This is a genomic window from Streptomyces sp. (assembly GCF_031178505.1).
Lineage (GTDB): Bacteria > Actinomycetota > Actinomycetes > Streptomycetales > Streptomycetaceae > Streptomyces > Streptomyces gulbargensis.
In genome coordinates this window covers 14,394-29,850 of the sequence record NZ_JAPSIW010000013.1, presented here as the reverse complement: position 1 = coordinate 29,850, position 15,457 = coordinate 14,394, and the positions used below count along the sequence as shown (strand labels likewise).

The following is a 15,457-nucleotide window of genomic DNA, read 5'->3' as shown; positions in this document are numbered from 1 at the left end:
CAGGACCGCCCTGGACATCCCCGCGCAAGGCTGGGTCAACCTGCACTTCTCGCTGCTGCCCGCCTGGCGCGGGGCGGCGCCCGTGCAGCACTCGCTCATGGCCGGGGACGAGGTGACCGGGGCGTCCACCTTCCAGATCGAGGAGGGGCTCGACTCCGGCCCCGTCTACGGCGTCGTCACCGAGGAGATCCGGCCCACCGACACCAGCGGCGACCTGCTCACCCGCCTCGCCTTCGCCGGCGCGGGCCTGCTGGCGGCCACGATGGACGGCATCGAGGACGGCACGCTCAAGCCCGTGCCGCAGCCCGCCGAGGGCGTCACCCTCGCCCCGAAGATCCAGGTCGAGGACGCCCACGTCGACTTCACCGCTCCCGCCCTGCGGGTGGACCGGGTGGTCCGCGGCTGCACCCCGGCCCCCGGCGCCTGGACCGTCTTCCGCGGCGAGCGCCTCAAGCTGATCCAGGTGGCCCCCCTCCCGGACCGCACGGACCTCGCCCCCGGTGAACTCGCCGCAGGCAAGAACAACGTGTACGCCGGCACCGGCTCGTACGCCGTCGAGCTGCTGTGGGTGCAGCCCCAGGGCAAGAAGCCGATGAAGGCGGCGGACTGGGCGCGCGGCGTGCGGATCGCGCCGGGGGAGCGCGTGGGGGCGTAGGGCGGAGCGCCCGCGGTGCTGCTCCCGCTCCCCGACGGGTCCTGGTGGGACTGGGCGGTCCTCGGCTTCGACGGCAGCCGGCTGACGCTCGCCGCGGGCCACGACCTCACGTACCACCACGGGCTCGAAGTGGTCTTCACGGACACGCGCTACGTCCGGTGCCCGACGGACTTCACGGACCCCGCGTTCCGCGAGCCCACCCCCGAGGAGCGCGCGGAGGTCACCCGGTTCCTCGGCGAGGAGCCGCCCGTCCTCGTCGCCTTCGAGGCGGACGGCGGCGGCACGGTGCCCGTCTCCTGCCTGATCGCCGCCGAGGACTGGGCGATCCGGCAGGGGCGTTTTTCCCGGCGGGGGAGCGCGGACGTACCCTGAGAGGGTTCGGCCCCCTTTCGTCACGCGGAGCACCTTTGAGCGAGCAGGCACGTCGCCGCACCCCCCAGACCCCCAGGCCCCACCGGCGGCCCAAGAAGGACCCCGTCCGGATGCTCGCCTTCGAGGTGCTCAGGGCGGTGGACGAGCGCGACGCCTACGCCAACCTGGTGCTGCCGCCGCTGCTGCGCAAGGCCCGCGAGAAGGACGGCTTCGAGGCCCGGGACGCGGCGCTCGCCACCGAGCTGGTCTACGGCACGCTGCGCCGGCAGGGCACGTACGACGCGATCATCTCCGCCTGCGTCGACCGGCCGCTGCGCGAGGTCGACCCGCCGGTCCTCGACGTCCTCTCGCTCGGCGCGCACCAGCTCCTCGGCACCCGGATCCCCACCCACGCCGCCGTCTCCGCCAGCGTCGAGCTGGCCCGGGTGGTCCTCGGCGACGGGCGGGCGAAGTTCGTCAACGCCGTCCTGCGGAAGATCGCCCGGCAGGACCTCGACGCCTGGATCGCCGAGGTCGCCCCGCCCTACGAGGAGGACGCCGAGGACCACCTCGCCGTCGTCCACTCCCACCCGCGCTGGGTCGTCTCCGCGCTCTGGGACGCCCTCGGCGGCGGCCGCGCCGGCATCGAGGCCCTCCTGGCCGCCGACAACGAGCGGCCCGAGGTCACCCTCGTCGCCCGGCCCGGCCGGTCCACCACCGAGGAGCTGGCGGCCGCCGCCGAGACGGAGCCGGGCCGCTGGTCCCCCTACGCCCTCCGGCTCGCCGAGGGCGGCGAACCCGGCGCCCTGGAGGCCGTACGGGACGGCCGGGCCGGCGTCCAGGACGAGGGCAGCCAGCTCGTCGCCCTCGCCCTCGCCAACGCCCCGCTGGAAGGCCCCGACAGCCGCTGGCTCGACGGCTGCGCCGGCCCCGGGGGCAAGGCCGCCCTCCTCGGCGCCCTCGCCGCCGGACGCGGCGCCGCCCTCCTCGCCTCCGAGAAGCAGCCGCACCGCGCCCGCCTCGTGGAACGCGCCCTCGCCGGCAACCCCGGCCCCTACCAGGTCATCGCCGCCGACGGCACCCGCCCGCCCTGGCGCCCCGGCTCCTTCGACCGGGCCCTGGTGGACGTGCCCTGCTCGGGCCTCGGTGCCCTGCGCCGCCGCCCCGAGGCCCGCTGGCGCCGCCGCCCCGAGGACCTGGACGGCTTCGCGCCGCTCCAGCGCGGGTTGCTCACCGAGGCCCTGCGCGCGGTGCGCGTCGGCGGGGTCGTCGGCTACGCGACCTGCTCGCCCCACCTCGCCGAGACCCGGGTGGTCGTGGACGACGTCCTGAAGCGGACCGGGGGTGGCGAGCTGATCGACGCCCGCCCGCTGTTCCCCGGCGTCCCGGACCTCGGCGACGGGCCCGACGTCCAGCTCTGGCCGCATGTGCACGGCACGGACGCCATGTACCTGGCGCTGATCCGCCGGACCTCCTGAACCGCGACGCGGCCCGCGCCCCCGCTCCGCGGGCCGCTATCTCCCGGTCTGTACCGGTCCCGTGCTCGTCGCTTCGTACCGAAAGTGGTCTGGACCGCAACCGAAACCGTTCCGCGGCAAAGAAGTGCCCAAGAACATGGCAGGCTTGGCACATGGCGCAGATCAACCCCAGCATCCTGTCCGCAGACTTCGCCCGGCTCGCCGAGGAGGCGAAGGCCGTCGAGGGCGCCGACTGGCTGCACGTCGACGTGATGGACAACCACTTCGTGCCCAACCTCACGCTGGGCGTGCCGATCGTGGAGTCCCTCAGCCGCGCGACGGACACCCCCCTCGACTGCCACCTCATGATCGAGGACCCCGACCGCTGGGCGCCCCGGTACGTCGAGGCCGGCGCGGGCTCGGTCACCTTCCACGTGGAGGCCGCCGCCGCGCCCGTACGGCTCGCCCGCGAGATCCGGGCCAAGGGCGCCCGCGCCTCCATGGCGCTCAAGCCGGCCACGCCCATCGAGCCCTTCGAGGACCTGCTCCCCGAGCTCGACATGCTGCTGATCATGACGGTGGAGCCGGGCTTCGGCGGCCAGGCCTTCCTCGACATCATGCTCCCCAAGATCCGCCGCACCCGTGAGCTGATCTCCAAGCACGGACTGGAGCTCTGGCTCCAGGTCGACGGCGGCGTCGCGGAGTCCACGATCGAGCGGTGCGCGGAGGCGGGCGCCGACGTCTTCGTCGCGGGATCCGCCGTCTACGGCGCGGCCGACCCGGCCGCCGCCGTGGCCTCCCTGCGGGCCCGCGCCGAGGCCGCGACGGCCTCCGCCGCCTGGGCATGTGGACACTGAGCCTCCGGCGGATGAACGCGGTCCGTCGGGCCGCCGACAGGACTGATCAAGGCCCGCCGGATCTGACAGGATGAACGGCGAGTCCAGATGTGAACGACAGCGGTACATGGACAGCGGTACGTGAACAGCAGTGAGGAGAACGCGGTGGCGGGAATGTCGGCGGGACGGTCTGCCCTGCGGATGGGCCCCGCGGAGCTGGTGCAGGCGGCGGCCATGGCCCGCCGTTTCTACCTCGAGGGCAAGTCCAAGATCCAGATCGCCGAGGAGTTCGGCGTGAGCCGCTTCAAGGTGGCCCGGGTCCTGGAGACCGCCCTGGAACGCGACCTCGTCCGCATCGAGATCCGCGTCCCGGCCGAGCTGGACGCGGAGCGCTCCGACGCGCTCCGTGCCCGCTACGGGCTCCGCCACGCGGTGGTCGTCGAGTCCCCGGCCGAGGACGACGAGTCGCCCGACCCGGAGAACCTCGGCGAGGTCGCGGCCGATCTCCTCGGCGAGCTGGTGGCCGAGGGCGACGTCCTCGGCCTGGCCTGGGGCCGCTCCACCATCCACATGGCCGCGGCGCTCGACCGGCTGCCGCCGTGCACGGTCGTGCAGCTGACCGGGGTGTACGACGCGGGAACCGCCGAGCGCGGCTCGGTCGAGGCGGTGCGGCGCGCCGCGCAGGTCTCCGGCGGCGAGGCCCACCCCATCTACGCGCCCATGCTGCTGCCCGACCCGGCGACGGCGGCGGCGCTGCGCAGCCAGACCGGCATCGCGCGGGCCTTCGACTACTTCGACAAGGTGACGGTCGCCTGTGTGTCCATCGGCTCCTGGGAGCCGGGCATCTCGACCGTGCACGACATGCTCTCCGACGAGGAGCGCGCCCACTACGCGTCGCTGGGCGTCGCCGCCGAGATGTCCGCGCACCTCTTCGACGCCGAGGGGCGCCGGGTCGGCCGCGACCTCGGCGAGCGGTGCATCACCGTGGAGGCGGACCGGCTGCGCCGGATCCCCGAGGTCGTCGCCATCGCCGGTGGCCAGCGCAAGGCGGCGGCGATCGGCGCGGTGCTCCGCTCCGGTCTCGTCACCAGCCTGGTGACCGACCGCTCGGCCGCGGACTACCTCCTCACCGAGTTCAGCCCCGGCGCCCGTCCCGCCCTCGACCGCGCGGACCCGGACGGCCGCTGACCCGGACGGCCGCCCGCGCGGGAGCCCGCCCGCCCGCGAGGCGCGGGCTCCCGCACGGTGGCAGCATCGGGCCATGGTCGTCCGACAGGTCGTTCGGGGCGGGATCGCGCTCCTCGCGGGGGTCGTGCTCCTGCTCGCCGGTTGCGCCGGGGGAGAGGCGGGACGGGACACGGCACCGTCGCCGCGTCCGTCGCCGGCGGCGAGCCGGAGCGACGGGGCCGCGCTGCCGGCCGTGCGGGTGGCGGACCTGCCGCCCGAGGCGCGGCGGACGCTGGAACTCATCGAGCGGGGCGGCCCCTTCCCGTACGCCAGGGACGGGGCGGTGTTCTCCAACTTCGAGCGGCGGCTGCCCCGCAGACCCGGCGGGTACTACCGGGAGTACACCGTCCCGACGCCCGGCGAACGCGACCGGGGCGCCCGGCGCATCGTGACCGGCCGGGGCGGGGAGACGTACTACACCGACGACCACTACGAGAGTTTCCGGGAGGTGGCCGGACCATGACCGCGCACCGCGGCACGGGCCACCGGGCCCCCGATCTGTCCCGCCCCGTCCTGCTGGACCTGCACGGCGTCACCGACAAGACCGCCTTCATGAACCGCTGCGTCCGCACCCTGCCGCTCCCCGTCTGGTTCGGGCGCAACTGGGACGCCCTCGCGGACTGTCTCGCGGACATGCGCGAACCCATGGCGATCGTGGTGACCGGCTGGCAGGCTTATGCCGAGGCCCACCCGGACGACTGGACGATCGCGCAGGAGGTCTTCTCCGCCGCCGCCCGCGCGAGCGCCCGGGGCCTCGCGGTCCTCCTCTCGCTCGGTCCTTTGGAGGATCCGACAGGCACCCCCGCACCAGCCTCGGACGATCCGACCGCACCGTCCCGCACTCCTCCCGTGGGAGAATGAACTACGTGCTTTTTCCCCTGGCTGAAATGCCTAGGGGCCGATCCGAACGACTGGGATGTCAGCACGTGCGTTTCCTCAATGACGTCAAGCCGCCGTACGACCTCACGTACGACGATGTGTTCATGGTGCCGAGCCGCTCGGCCGTCGGTTCCCGCCAGGCCGTGGACCTCTCCTCGCCCGACGGGACCGGTACGACGATCCCGCTGGTCGTCGCCAACATGACCGCCATCGCCGGCCGCCGCATGGCCGAGACCGTCGCCCGCCGCGGCGGCCTGGTCGTCATCCCCCAGGACATCCCGATCGAGGTCGTCACCGACGTCATCGCCTGGGTCAAGAGCCGTCACCACGTGCTCGACACCCCGATCGTCCTGGAGCCCCACCAGACCGTCGCCGACGCCCTCTCCCTGCTGCCCAAGCGGGCCCACGACGCCGGTGTCGTCGTGGACGAGCACCGCCGCCCGGTCGGCGTCGTCACCGACGCGGACCTCTCCGGCGTGGACCGCTTCACCCAGCTGTCCGAGGTCATGTCCAGGGACCTGCTCCTCCTGGACGCCGGCATCGACCCGCGCGAGGCCTTCAACACCCTCGACGCGGCCAACCGCCGCTACGCCCCGGCCGTGGACGCCGACGGCAAGCTCGTCGGCATCCTCACCCGCAAGGGCGCCCTCCGCGCCACGCTCTACAGCCCCGCCGTCGACAAGAACGGCAAGCTGCGCATCGCCGCCGCCGTCGGCATCAACGGCGACGTGGCCGGCAAGGCCAAGCAGCTCCTCGACGCGGGCGTGGACACGCTCGTCATCGACACCGCGCACGGCCACCAGGAGTCGATGATCTCCGCGATCAGGACCGTCCGGGCGCTCGACCCGCAGGTCCCGATCGTCGCCGGCAACATCGTCGCCGCCGAGGGCGTCAAGGACCTCATCGAGGCCGGCGCCGACATCATCAAGGTCGGTGTGGGCCCGGGCGCCATGTGCACCACCCGCATGATGACCGGTGTCGGCCGCCCGCAGTTCTCCGCCGTCATGGAGTGCGCCGCCGAGGCGAAGAAGTACGGCAAGCACGTCTGGGCCGACGGTGGGGTCCGCCACCCGCGCGACGTCGCCATGGCGCTCGCCGCCGGCGCGTCCAACGTCATGATCGGCTCCTGGTTCGCCGGCACGTACGAGTCCCCGGGCGACCTCCAGCACGACGCCAACGGCCGCGCCTACAAGGAGTCCTTCGGCATGGCCTCGGCCCGCGCCGTCAAGAACCGGACCTCCGACGAGTCCGCCTACGACCGTGCCCGCAAGGCGCTGTTCGAGGAGGGCATCTCCACGTCGCGCATGTTCCTCGACCCGCAGCGTCCGGGCGTCGAGGACCTGATCGACTCGATCATCGCGGGCGTCCGCTCCTCCTGCACCTACGCCGGTGCGGCCTCCCTCGCCGAGTTCGAGGAGAAGGCCGTGGTCGGCATCCAGTCGGCCGCCGGTTACGCCGAGGGCAAGCCGCTGCACGCCAGCTGGAGCTAGTCACGCCGTGCCCTCCCCCGGCGGGTGAGGGCCGAAGGCCCCCGGGAGTCCCTCCCAGGGGCCTTCTCGCGTCTCCGGGCGGCCTGGGCGGGCCCCCGGGGCCCGTGTGGCGTCCTGGGGCCCTCACCGCCCCGGCACGTACGGCGCCAGCGCCTCCGCCACCGCCGCCGCGATCCGCGCGTGGCCGGCGTCGTTCGGGTGCAGACCGTCCGCCAGGTGTTCCTCCCGCAGCAGCGGGCGCCCCGGCAGGACCAGGAGCCGGTCGTCGCCCTCGGCGGCCAGGTCGCGGCCCGCGCGTTCCATCGCCCGGCGCAGCTCCGTCAGCGTCGCCCCCAGGGCGTTGCGGCCGTGCTCCGCCTCCGGGCGCAGCACGGGCGAGACGAGCAGCAGGGGCGCGTCGGGGTGACCGCGCCGCAGGAGGCCCACGAAGGCCCGCACGGTGGCGTACAGCCACTCCGGCGTCACCGGGACGGGCGACCAGCAGTTCGTGCCGAAGGCGAGCGTCAGGAGGTCCCCGGGAAGCCGCGCCAGATGCTCGGCCACGGGGAGTTCCCCGCGCGCCCCGCCCGCGTACCCCAGGTTGACCGTGTCGAGCCCGAGCCGCCGCCCCGCGTCGGCGGGCCAGGCGTGCGCCGGGCGGGTCGACCACCATCCCTCGGTGATCGAGTCGCCGTGGACCAGCCAGCGCGGCCGGACCGGGGCGGGGGACAGGGCGCCGCCGACCGCGCGCAGCCCGAGCGGCACCGGCGCCTGTGCCTCCGGCAGGTACACGCAGAAGGTCCCGCCGCCCCCGGGCAGCGGCAGGGTCACCGAGGCCTCGGGCGCCGGCGCCGCGCACACCTCGCCGACCGGGCGCCCGTCCCGCCACAGGGCGAAGCAGTGGCGCAGCGCCGCCAGCGGGTCGTCCGGCCCCGGCACCTCCGCCCGGTAGCGCAGCTCCACCGCGCGGGTGCCGGGCGCGGCCGTGAACTCGATCCGCACGCCGACGGGCAGCCCCGCCCGGACCGCCATGTCCCAGGGCCAGCGGGCCAGGTCACCGGGGTCCGCCCGCACCGGCCGCACCCCGTCGAGCCACGCCGTGCCGCGCAGGAACGGCCGTGGGTCGAGCCACTTCACCGAAGGCCTCCGATCACCGGTCGCACCGGCAGCGGGGCGCGTCGTCCGGCCCGTGTGAACAAGGACATCCGGAGAGCCTTTCCCGACCCCAATGTGTCGATTCATGCGGGGGCGCGCAATGTTTCCCCGCCCGCGCCCCAACAGCGCAATGATCAGTCGACAGTGCGCAACAACCCTGCATTACGAGTGCGAACCTCCGCCCTTTAGGCTCGTGCCCCGTACCAGGAGTGGCGGCGACCGCCTGCTCGGCGGTTCCCCTTCCCCCGTGGGCTGTGATCACACGCCCCCGTACCGCCGCGGTCGTCCTCGCATTCACAGGCAGCGATAAGGAGCCTCCGCAGTGCTGGACCACGGCGCAGCCCCGCCGGTCGAGGAATCGACCGCCCCCAAGACCTCCGCTCTCAGCGCCCTCGTCCGCCGCAAGCCGGTGGAACGCCTGGTCGCGGAGGGTGGGCAGGGTGAAGGCGGAAGCCTCCGCCGCTCACTCTCGATGTGGCAGCTGACGATGATCAGCATCGGTGCCACGCTCGGCACCGGCATCTTCGTCGTCCTCGGTGACGCCGTCCCCAAGGCCGGCCCGGCCGTGACGATCGCCTTCGTCATCGCCGGACTCACGGCCCTCTTCTCCGCCCTCTCGTACGCGGAGCTGGCCGGCTCCATACCGGTCGCCGGTTCCTCCTACTCGTACGCGTACGCAACGATGGGTGAACTCGTCGCCTGGGTCTGCGGCTGGTGTCTGGTCCTGGAGTACGGCGTCTCGGTGGCGGCCGTGGCCGTCGGCTGGGGCGAGTACCTCAACGAGCTGCTGGACGGCACCATCGGGGTGACCATCCCGGCGCTGCTCTCCTCCGCCCCGGGCGAGGGCGGCATCATCAACCTGCCCGGCCTGATCGTCGTCCTGCTCGCGATGGTCTTCCTGCTCGGCGGCGCCCGCGAGTCCGCGCTCGTCAACACGATCATGGTCTTCGTGAAGATCGCGGCCCTGGTCCTCTTCTGCGCCATCGGCTTCATGGGCTTCAAGTCCGGCAACTACAAGGACTTCATGCCGCTCGGCATGGCGGGCGTCAGCGCCGCCGGCGCCAGCCTGTTCTTCTCGTACATCGGCTTCGACGCCGCCTCCACCGCCGGTGAGGAGGCCAAGGACCCCAAGCGCGACCTGCCCCGCGCGATCATGCTCTCCCTGCTGATCGTCACCGTGCTCTACGTGCTCGTCGCCGCGGTCGCCGTCGGCGCCTGGAACTGGAAGCAGTTCGAGGGCTCCGAGGCCAGCCTCGCCGCGATCATGAACGACGTCAGCGGCCAGACCTTCTGGGGCACCCTGCTCGCCCTCGGCGCCGTGATCTCCATCGCCAGCGTCGTCCTGACGGTCCTCTACGGCCAGACCCGCGTCCTGTTCGCCATGTCGCGCGACGGCCTCGTCCCCAAGGTCTTCGCCAAGGTCAGCGGCAAGACCGGCACCCCGCGCGTGAACACGGTCATCGTGTCCCTCTTCTGCGGCGCGCTCGCCTCGGTCATCCCGCTCGGCAAGCTCGTCGACGCCACGAGCATCGGCACCCTCTTCGCCTTCGCCCTGGTCAACATCGCGGTCGTCATGCTCCGCTACACGCGCCCCGACATGCCCCGCACGTTCAAGGTGGCGCTCGGCCCGGTCTTCCCGGTGCTCGGCTTCCTCTTCTGCGTGTACAACATGTTCAGCCTCGACAGGGTGACCTGGGTGGTCTTCGGTTGCTGGATGGCCGCCGGTCTCGTGTTCTACTTCCTGTACGGCATGCGCCGCTCCCGACTGGCCACGGCCCCGTACCCGGCAGAGGCCCCCGCAGAGAAGTGATCCACCCGTAGTGCGACTCAACGACCTCGACGAACGCATCGTCCACGCCCTCGCGGAAGACGCCCGCCGCAGCTACGCCGACATCGGCTCGCTCGTCGGACTCTCCGCCCCCGCCGTGAAGCGGCGCGTGGACCGGCTCCGGGCCGAGGGCGCCATCACCGGCTTCACCGTCCGGGTGGACCCGGCGGCGCTCGGCTGGGAGACCGAGGGCTTCGTCGAGATCTACTGCCGCCACAACACCTCGCCGGACGACATCCGGCGAGGTCTGGAGCGGTACCCCGAGGTGGTGTCCGCGTCGACCGTCACCGGTGACGCGGACGCCGTCGTCCAGGTCTTCGCCGCCGACATGCGCCACTTCGAGCGCGTCCTGGAGCGGATCGCGGGCGAGCCGTTCGTGGAGCGCACCAAGTCGGTCCTGGTGCTGTCGCCGCTGCTGCGGCGCTTCTCCTCGGGCTCGCCGGCGTAAAGCTCCACCACGGAGGCACAGGAGGGACCCCCCACCCCCGTGGGGCGGTCCCTCCTGTCGTGCGGCCGGGCGGACGGGGCGCGAGGGCCGGGCGGGGTGGTCGCCGCCCCCTGCCGCGCCCTGGCGTCCTGCCCGTACGGCTCCGACCGGGGCCCGGCGTACGCCCCGGTCGGAGCCGTACGTCACACCCCCGCGCCGCGCGCAACGAATCACCGCCGGACCGGCGGATCGCGCAACGGTTCGACGGTCGGTCCGCAACGGTCCCGCCTTGTCCCGGCGGAGCGCGAAACCGTACCGTTTTTGACGTCTTCCCCCTCAACTCCGACCCCCGAGGATCGCCCATGGCCGCGCTGCGCATCGCCCTGCTCCAGAGTTCCGGTGAGCTCGGTGACGTGGCCGCCAACCTGAAGATCCTCGACGAGGCCGCGGCCCGGGCCGCGGCGGCCGGAGCGGGGCTGCTGCTCGCGCCCGAGCTCTTCCTGACCGGTTACGCCATCGGGCCCGACCTCGCGCGGCTCGCCGAGCCGTCCGACGGCCCCTCCGCCCGCGCGGTCGCGGACATCGCCGCCCGTCACGGCCTCGCCGTCGGCTACGGCTATCCGGAGCGCGACACCGAGCGGCACGGCGTGCTGTACAACTCCGCCCAGATCTTCGGCGCCGGCGGCGCGGTCCTCGCGCACTACCGCAAGACCCACCTCTTCGGCGACTTCGAGGCGAAGTGGTTCACGCCCGGCGACGACGGCCTCGTCCAGATGCGGCTCGGCGGCCTCACCGTCGGCCTGATGATCTGCTACGACGTCGAGTTCCCCGAGAACGTACGGGCGCAGGCGCTGGCCGGCACGGACCTCCTCCTCGTCCCGACCGCGCTCATGCACCCCGCCGAGATCGTCCCCGAGTCCGTGATCCCCGTCCGCGCCTTCGAGAACCAGCTGTACATCGCGTACGCCAACCGCACCGGCCCCGAGGGCGACTTCGAATTCGTCGGTCTGTCCACGCTCGCCGGTCCCGACGGCACCGCCCGGGCCCGCGCCGGGCGCGGCGAGGACCTCGTGTTCGGCGACGTCGATCCCGACTTCCTGGCGGCCTCCCGGAAGGACAACCCCTACCTCCGGGACCGGCGCCCCGGCCTCTACGGCTCCCTCGTCTGAGCCGCCCCACCCTCCCCGCCCCACCCGTTTTCCGTGCAAGGAGTCCGTACCCCATGACGTCCACGGTGCCCACCGCCGTCCAGCACACCGACGCGCAGCCGCCGATCACCATGTTCGGTCCGGACTTCCCGTACGCCTACGACGACTTCCTGGCCCACCCGGCCGGTCTCGGCCAGATACCCGCCACCGAGCACGGCACCGAGGTCGCCGTCATCGGCGGCGGCCTGTCCGGCATCATCGCCGCGTACGAGCTGATGAAGATGGGCCTCAAGCCCGTCGTCTACGAGGCCGACCAGATCGGCGGCCGGCTGCGCACCGTCGGCTTCGACGGCCCGGAGACCGAGGGGCTGACCGCGGAGATGGGCGCCATGCGCTTCCCGCCGTCCTCCACCGCCCTCCAGCACTACATCGACCTGGTGGGCCTGGAGACCCGGCCCTTCCCGAACCCGCTGGCCGAGGCCACTCCCTCGACCGTCGTGGACCTCAAGGGCGAGACCCACTACGCCGAGACCATCGACGACCTGCCGCAGGTCTACCGGGACGTCGCCGCGGCCTGGGCCAAGTGCCTGGACGAGGGCGCCGACTTCTCCGACATGAACCGCGCGATGCGCGAGCGCGACGTCCCGCGCATCCGCGAGATCTGGGCCGAGCTGGTCGAGAAGCTCGACAACCAGACCTTCTACGGCTTCCTCTGCGAGTCCGAGGCCTTCAAGTCCTTCCGGCACCGCGAGATCTTCGGCCAGGTCGGCTTCGGCACCGGCGGCTGGGACACCGACTTCCCGAACTCCATCCTGGAGATCCTCCGCGTCGTCTACACCGAGGCGGACGACCACCACCGCGGCATCGTCGGCGGCTCCCAGCAGCTGCCGCTGCGCCTGTGGGAGCGCGAGCCGGAGAAGATCGTCCACTGGGCGCAGGGCACCTCCCTGAAGTCCCTGCACGACGGCGACCCGCGCCCCGCCGTGACCCGGCTGACCCGCGCCGCGGGCAACCGGATCACCGTCACCGACGCCTCCGGCGACATCCGCACGTACCAGGCGGCGATCTTCACCGCGCAGTCCTGGATGCTGCTGTCCAAGATCGCCTGTGACGACTCGCTCTTCCCGATCGACCACTGGACGGCGATCGAGCGCACCCACTACATGGAGAGCTCGAAGCTGTTCGTGCCGGTGGACCGGCCGTTCTGGCTGGACAAGGACGAAGAGACCGGGCGGGACGTCATGTCGATGACGCTCACCGACCGGATGACCCGCGGCACGTACCTCCTGGACGACGGCCCGGACAAGCCGGCCGTCATCTGCCTCTCGTACACCTGGTGCGACGACAGCCTGAAGTGGCTGCCGCTGTCCGCGCAGGAGCGGATGGAGGTCATGCTGAAGTCGCTCGGCGAGATCTACCCGAAGGTCGACATCCGCAAGCACATCATCGGCAACCCGGTGACGGTGTCCTGGGAGAACGAGCCCTACTTCATGGGCGCCTTCAAGGCCAACCTGCCGGGGCACTACCGCTACCAGCGCCGCCTGTTCACCCACTTCATGCAGGACCGGCTGCCCGAGGACAAGCGGGGCATCTTCCTCGCCGGCGACGACATCTCCTGGACGGCCGGCTGGGCCGAGGGCGCGGTGCAGACGGCGCTCAACGCGGTGTGGGGCGTGATGCACCACTTCGGCGGCGCGACCGACGCCACCAACCCGGGCCCGGGCGACGTCTACGACGAGATCGCCCCGGTCGAACTCCCGGAGGACTGATCCCGGCAGGGTTCAGGGCCCGGCCAGAGGGGTGAGCAGCATCCGCCCCACCAGGCCCACCGAGCGGTCGAGGCGTTCCGTGAACTCCTCGGCCAGCTCGGGCAGGCCGCGCAGCTGCCACAGCGAGCGCGCGGCCAGCCAGGCCCCGTCCCGGGCCCGGTCCAGGCTCCAGCAGCCGAGCAGATGCGTCAGCGGGTCCGCGATCTCCAGGAGGTCCGGGCCCGGCATCAGTTCCTCCCGGATGCGCTCCTCCAGGAGGACCAGGACGTCACCGACCCGGTCGAACTCGTCCTCCAGGTCGGCGGGCGCGCACCGGAGGTCCCGGCAGCTGTCCACGACGGCGAGGGCCAGGTCGTGCCCGACGTGCGCGTTGATCCCGGCGAGGGCGAACTGGAGCGGCCGGACGCCGGGATGCCGCCGGTAGTGGAAGAGGGGCCGCCAGCAGGCGGGCGCGGGCGTCCCGGAGGCGACGGCGTCCACCGCCGCGAGGTAACGCTCGGCGAACCGCACGTCGAGGGTGGCGGCGGCCCGCCGGTCCTCGAAGGTGCCCGCCTCGATGGCGTGGCCGATCTCCTCGGTGACGGTGAGGTAGACCCGGTTGAAGACGGCGACCCCGTCGGAGGGGTGCCAGGTGGAGCGGAGCTCCCGCATCCGGTCCACCAGGGGGTCGACCGCCACGAACTGCCCGATCCGCTCTGCCGTCCACTGGGTCTGCGCCATGGGGGCAGGCTCCCAGCGACGGGCCCGGGAGGGAACCTCTCCGGGCCCGGCTTCGCCGGAACGGGCGAATCACTCAGTTCTTCGACGCGTCGTCCGCGCCTTTCTCGTAAGAGCTGGTCCCCGAGTCCAGGAGCGGCTCCTGCTCCTTCATGTGGGCCGGGGCGAAGGCCCGCAGGACGTGGTAGCCGGTGATGACGACCAGGGTGCCGAGCGCGATGCCGCCGAGCTCGAAGGTGTCGGTGAAGGTCAGCTCGACGCCGCCGACGCCGATGATGATGCCGGCCGCGGCGGGGACCAGGTTGAGCGGGTTGCGCAGGTCGACCTTGGCGTTGATCCAGATCTGGGCGCCGAGCAGGCCGATCATGCCGTAGAGGATGACGGTGATGCCGCCGAGGACACCACCGGGGATGGCGGCGACGACCGCGCCGAACTTCGGGCAGAGGCCGAAGAGGAGCGCGAAGCCGGCCGCGGCCCAGTAGGCGGCGGTCGAGTAGACGCGGGTGGCGGCCATGACGCCGATGTTCTCGGAGTACGTGGTGTTGGGCGGGCCGCCCACGGCCGTGGACAGCATCGAGGCGGCGCCGTCGGCGGCGATGGCGGTGCCGAGCTTGTCGTCGAGCGGGTCGCCGGTCATCTCGCCAACGGCCTTGACGTGGCCGGCGTTCTCCGCGACGAGCGCGATGACCACGGGCAGCGCGACCAGGATCGCGGACCACTCGAAGCTCGGGCCGTGGAGGGCCGGCAGGCCGATCCAGTCGGCCTTGGCGACGCCGGAGAGGTCGAGCCGCCAGTGGTCGGTGACCTGGCCGCCCGGGGACATCGAGTGGATCTTGCCGAAGACGAGGTCGAACACCCACGAGATCGCGTAGCCGAAGACCAGGCCGAGGAAGATCGCGATACGGGACCAGAAGCCGCGCAGGCAGACCACGGCCAGACCGGTGAACAGCATCACCAGCAGGGCCGTCCACTGGTCCTGCGGCCAGTAGGTGGCGGCGGTGACCGGGGCCAGGTTGAAGCCGATCAGCATGACGACGGCGCCGGTGACGATCGGGGGCATCGCCGCGTGGATGATCCGCGCGCCGAACTTCCGCACCGCCAGGCCCGCCAGGAACAGCACGGCGCCGACCACGAGGACGGCGCCGGTCACGGTGGCGCTGCTGCCGCCCGAGGCCCGGATCGCGGCCGCGACACCCACGAAGGAGAGCGAGCAGCCCAGGTACGAGGGCACGGTGCCCCGGGTCGCGAGCAGGAAGATGACGGTCGCGACGCCCGACATCATGATCGCGAGGTTCGGGTCCAGGCCCATGAGGACCGGCGCGACGAACGACGCCCCGAACATCGCCACCACGTGCTGGGCGCCGAGTCCGGCCGTACGGGGCCAGGAGAGCCGCTCGTCCGGCCGGACGACGGCTCCGGGAGCGGGTGTCCTCCCGTCGCCGTGCAGGGTCCAGCGCACGCCGAGGTCCATGGGGTCGCTCCAGTTCTCCGGTTCCGGCGGCCACGTCAGGGCCGCAAAAGATCAGCCATATGGTATGC

General features: G+C 72.7%; 15 protein-coding genes. 12 read left to right on the top strand and 3 right to left on the bottom strand.

Features of this window, described 5'->3' with window-relative positions:
- The 8 genes from RIF68_RS02840 to RIF68_RS02805 form a co-directional block, all read left to right on the top strand.
- Positions 1 to 655: methionyl-tRNA formyltransferase (locus tag RIF68_RS02840; protein WP_309049489.1), on the top strand; the 655-nt coding region annotated here is incomplete at its 5' end.
- A 15-nt stretch (positions 656 to 670) separates the two neighbouring features.
- On the top strand, positions 671 to 1,027 hold the full coding sequence (locus tag RIF68_RS02835) for a hypothetical protein (RefSeq protein ID WP_309049488.1): 357 nt from the start codon (positions 671 to 673) through the stop codon (positions 1,025 to 1,027).
- 35 nt (positions 1,028 to 1,062) lie between these two features.
- Complete coding sequence (locus RIF68_RS02830; RefSeq protein ID WP_309049487.1) at positions 1,063 to 2,484, top strand: transcription antitermination factor NusB; 1,422 nt, start codon at positions 1,063 to 1,065, stop codon at positions 2,482 to 2,484.
- A 152-nt stretch (positions 2,485 to 2,636) separates the two neighbouring features.
- Complete coding sequence (gene rpe, locus RIF68_RS02825) at positions 2,637 to 3,320, top strand: ribulose-phosphate 3-epimerase (protein WP_309049486.1); 684 nt, start codon at positions 2,637 to 2,639, stop codon at positions 3,318 to 3,320.
- Between the two features lie 120 nt (positions 3,321 to 3,440).
- Entirely contained in the window at positions 3,441 to 4,487 is a 1,047-nt protein-coding gene (locus RIF68_RS02820; RefSeq protein ID WP_309049485.1) for a sugar-binding domain-containing protein, read from the top strand.
- Positions 4,488 to 4,560: 73 nt separating this feature from the next.
- Positions 4,561 to 4,989 (top strand): ribonuclease domain-containing protein, encoded by a 429-nt coding sequence (locus RIF68_RS02815; protein WP_309049484.1) that lies wholly within the window; start codon positions 4,561 to 4,563, stop codon positions 4,987 to 4,989.
- Complete coding sequence (locus RIF68_RS02810; RefSeq protein WP_309049483.1) at positions 4,986 to 5,387, top strand: barstar family protein; 402 nt, start codon at positions 4,986 to 4,988, stop codon at positions 5,385 to 5,387. Before RIF68_RS02815 ends, RIF68_RS02810 begins: the two co-directional genes overlap by 4 nt.
- 65 nt (positions 5,388 to 5,452) lie before the next feature.
- The gene (locus RIF68_RS02805) at positions 5,453 to 6,895 is read left to right on the top strand and encodes a GuaB1 family IMP dehydrogenase-related protein (protein WP_309049482.1); all 1,443 of its coding nucleotides are present in this window, start codon (positions 5,453 to 5,455) and stop codon (positions 6,893 to 6,895) included.
- A 123-nt stretch (positions 6,896 to 7,018) separates the two neighbouring features.
- Here the strand turns inward: RIF68_RS02805 and RIF68_RS02800 are convergent, their stop codons facing one another.
- Positions 7,019 to 8,011: a GDSL-type esterase/lipase family protein gene (locus tag RIF68_RS02800; RefSeq protein WP_309049481.1), complete on the bottom strand. Its 993-nt coding sequence runs from the start codon at positions 8,009 to 8,011 to the stop codon at positions 7,019 to 7,021.
- A gap of 340 nt (positions 8,012 to 8,351) precedes the next feature.
- Here RIF68_RS02800 and RIF68_RS02795 point away from each other — a divergent pair, with 340 nt between their 5' ends.
- From RIF68_RS02795 to RIF68_RS02780, 4 genes are all read left to right on the top strand, one after another.
- Positions 8,352 to 9,839 carry an amino acid permease gene (locus tag RIF68_RS02795; protein ID WP_309049480.1) on the top strand — a complete coding sequence of 496 codons (1,488 nt, stop codon included), beginning with the start codon at positions 8,352 to 8,354 and terminating at the stop codon, positions 9,837 to 9,839.
- 10 nt (positions 9,840 to 9,849) lie between these two features.
- On the top strand, positions 9,850 to 10,305 hold the full coding sequence (locus RIF68_RS02790) for an Lrp/AsnC family transcriptional regulator (RefSeq protein ID WP_062758367.1): 456 nt from the start codon (positions 9,850 to 9,852) through the stop codon (positions 10,303 to 10,305).
- A 341-nt stretch (positions 10,306 to 10,646) separates the two neighbouring features.
- Positions 10,647 to 11,453 (top strand): carbon-nitrogen hydrolase family protein, encoded by an 807-nt coding sequence (locus tag RIF68_RS02785; RefSeq protein ID WP_309049479.1) that lies wholly within the window; start codon positions 10,647 to 10,649, stop codon positions 11,451 to 11,453.
- 53 nt (positions 11,454 to 11,506) lie between these two features.
- Positions 11,507 to 13,201 carry an NAD(P)/FAD-dependent oxidoreductase gene (locus tag RIF68_RS02780; RefSeq protein WP_309049478.1) on the top strand — a complete coding sequence of 565 codons (1,695 nt, stop codon included), beginning with the start codon at positions 11,507 to 11,509 and terminating at the stop codon, positions 13,199 to 13,201.
- A 12-nt stretch (positions 13,202 to 13,213) separates the two neighbouring features.
- On the opposite strand, the gene RIF68_RS02775 is transcribed toward RIF68_RS02780, so the two are convergent.
- Positions 13,214 to 13,921 carry a DUF5995 family protein gene (locus tag RIF68_RS02775; protein WP_309049477.1) on the bottom strand — a complete coding sequence of 236 codons (708 nt, stop codon included), beginning with the start codon at positions 13,919 to 13,921 and terminating at the stop codon, positions 13,214 to 13,216.
- A 73-nt stretch (positions 13,922 to 13,994) separates the two neighbouring features.
- Positions 13,995 to 15,389: a solute carrier family 23 protein gene (locus RIF68_RS02770; RefSeq protein ID WP_309049476.1), complete on the bottom strand. Its 1,395-nt coding sequence runs from the start codon at positions 15,387 to 15,389 to the stop codon at positions 13,995 to 13,997.
- Between the last annotated feature and the right edge of the window lie 68 nt (positions 15,390 to 15,457).

Excerpts from the sequence above, each read along its gene's own strand:
- rpe (WP_309049486.1), top strand. The coding sequence starts at position 2,637 with ATGGCGCAGATCAACCCCAGCATCCTGTCCGCAGACTTCGCCCGGCTC.
- RIF68_RS02815 (WP_309049484.1), top strand. The coding sequence starts at position 4,561 with ATGGTCGTCCGACAGGTCGTTCGGGGCGGGATCGCGCTCCTCGCGGGG.
- RIF68_RS02810 (WP_309049483.1), top strand. The coding sequence starts at position 4,986 with ATGACCGCGCACCGCGGCACGGGCCACCGGGCCCCCGATCTGTCCCGC.
- RIF68_RS02785 (WP_309049479.1), top strand. The coding sequence starts at position 10,647 with ATGGCCGCGCTGCGCATCGCCCTGCTCCAGAGTTCCGGTGAGCTCGGT.
- RIF68_RS02780 (WP_309049478.1), top strand. The coding sequence starts at position 11,507 with ATGACGTCCACGGTGCCCACCGCCGTCCAGCACACCGACGCGCAGCCG.
- RIF68_RS02775 (WP_309049477.1), bottom strand. The coding sequence starts at position 13,921 with ATGGCGCAGACCCAGTGGACGGCAGAGCGGATCGGGCAGTTCGTGGCG.
- RIF68_RS02770 (WP_309049476.1), bottom strand. The coding sequence starts at position 15,389 with ATGGACCTCGGCGTGCGCTGGACCCTGCACGGCGACGGGAGGACACCC.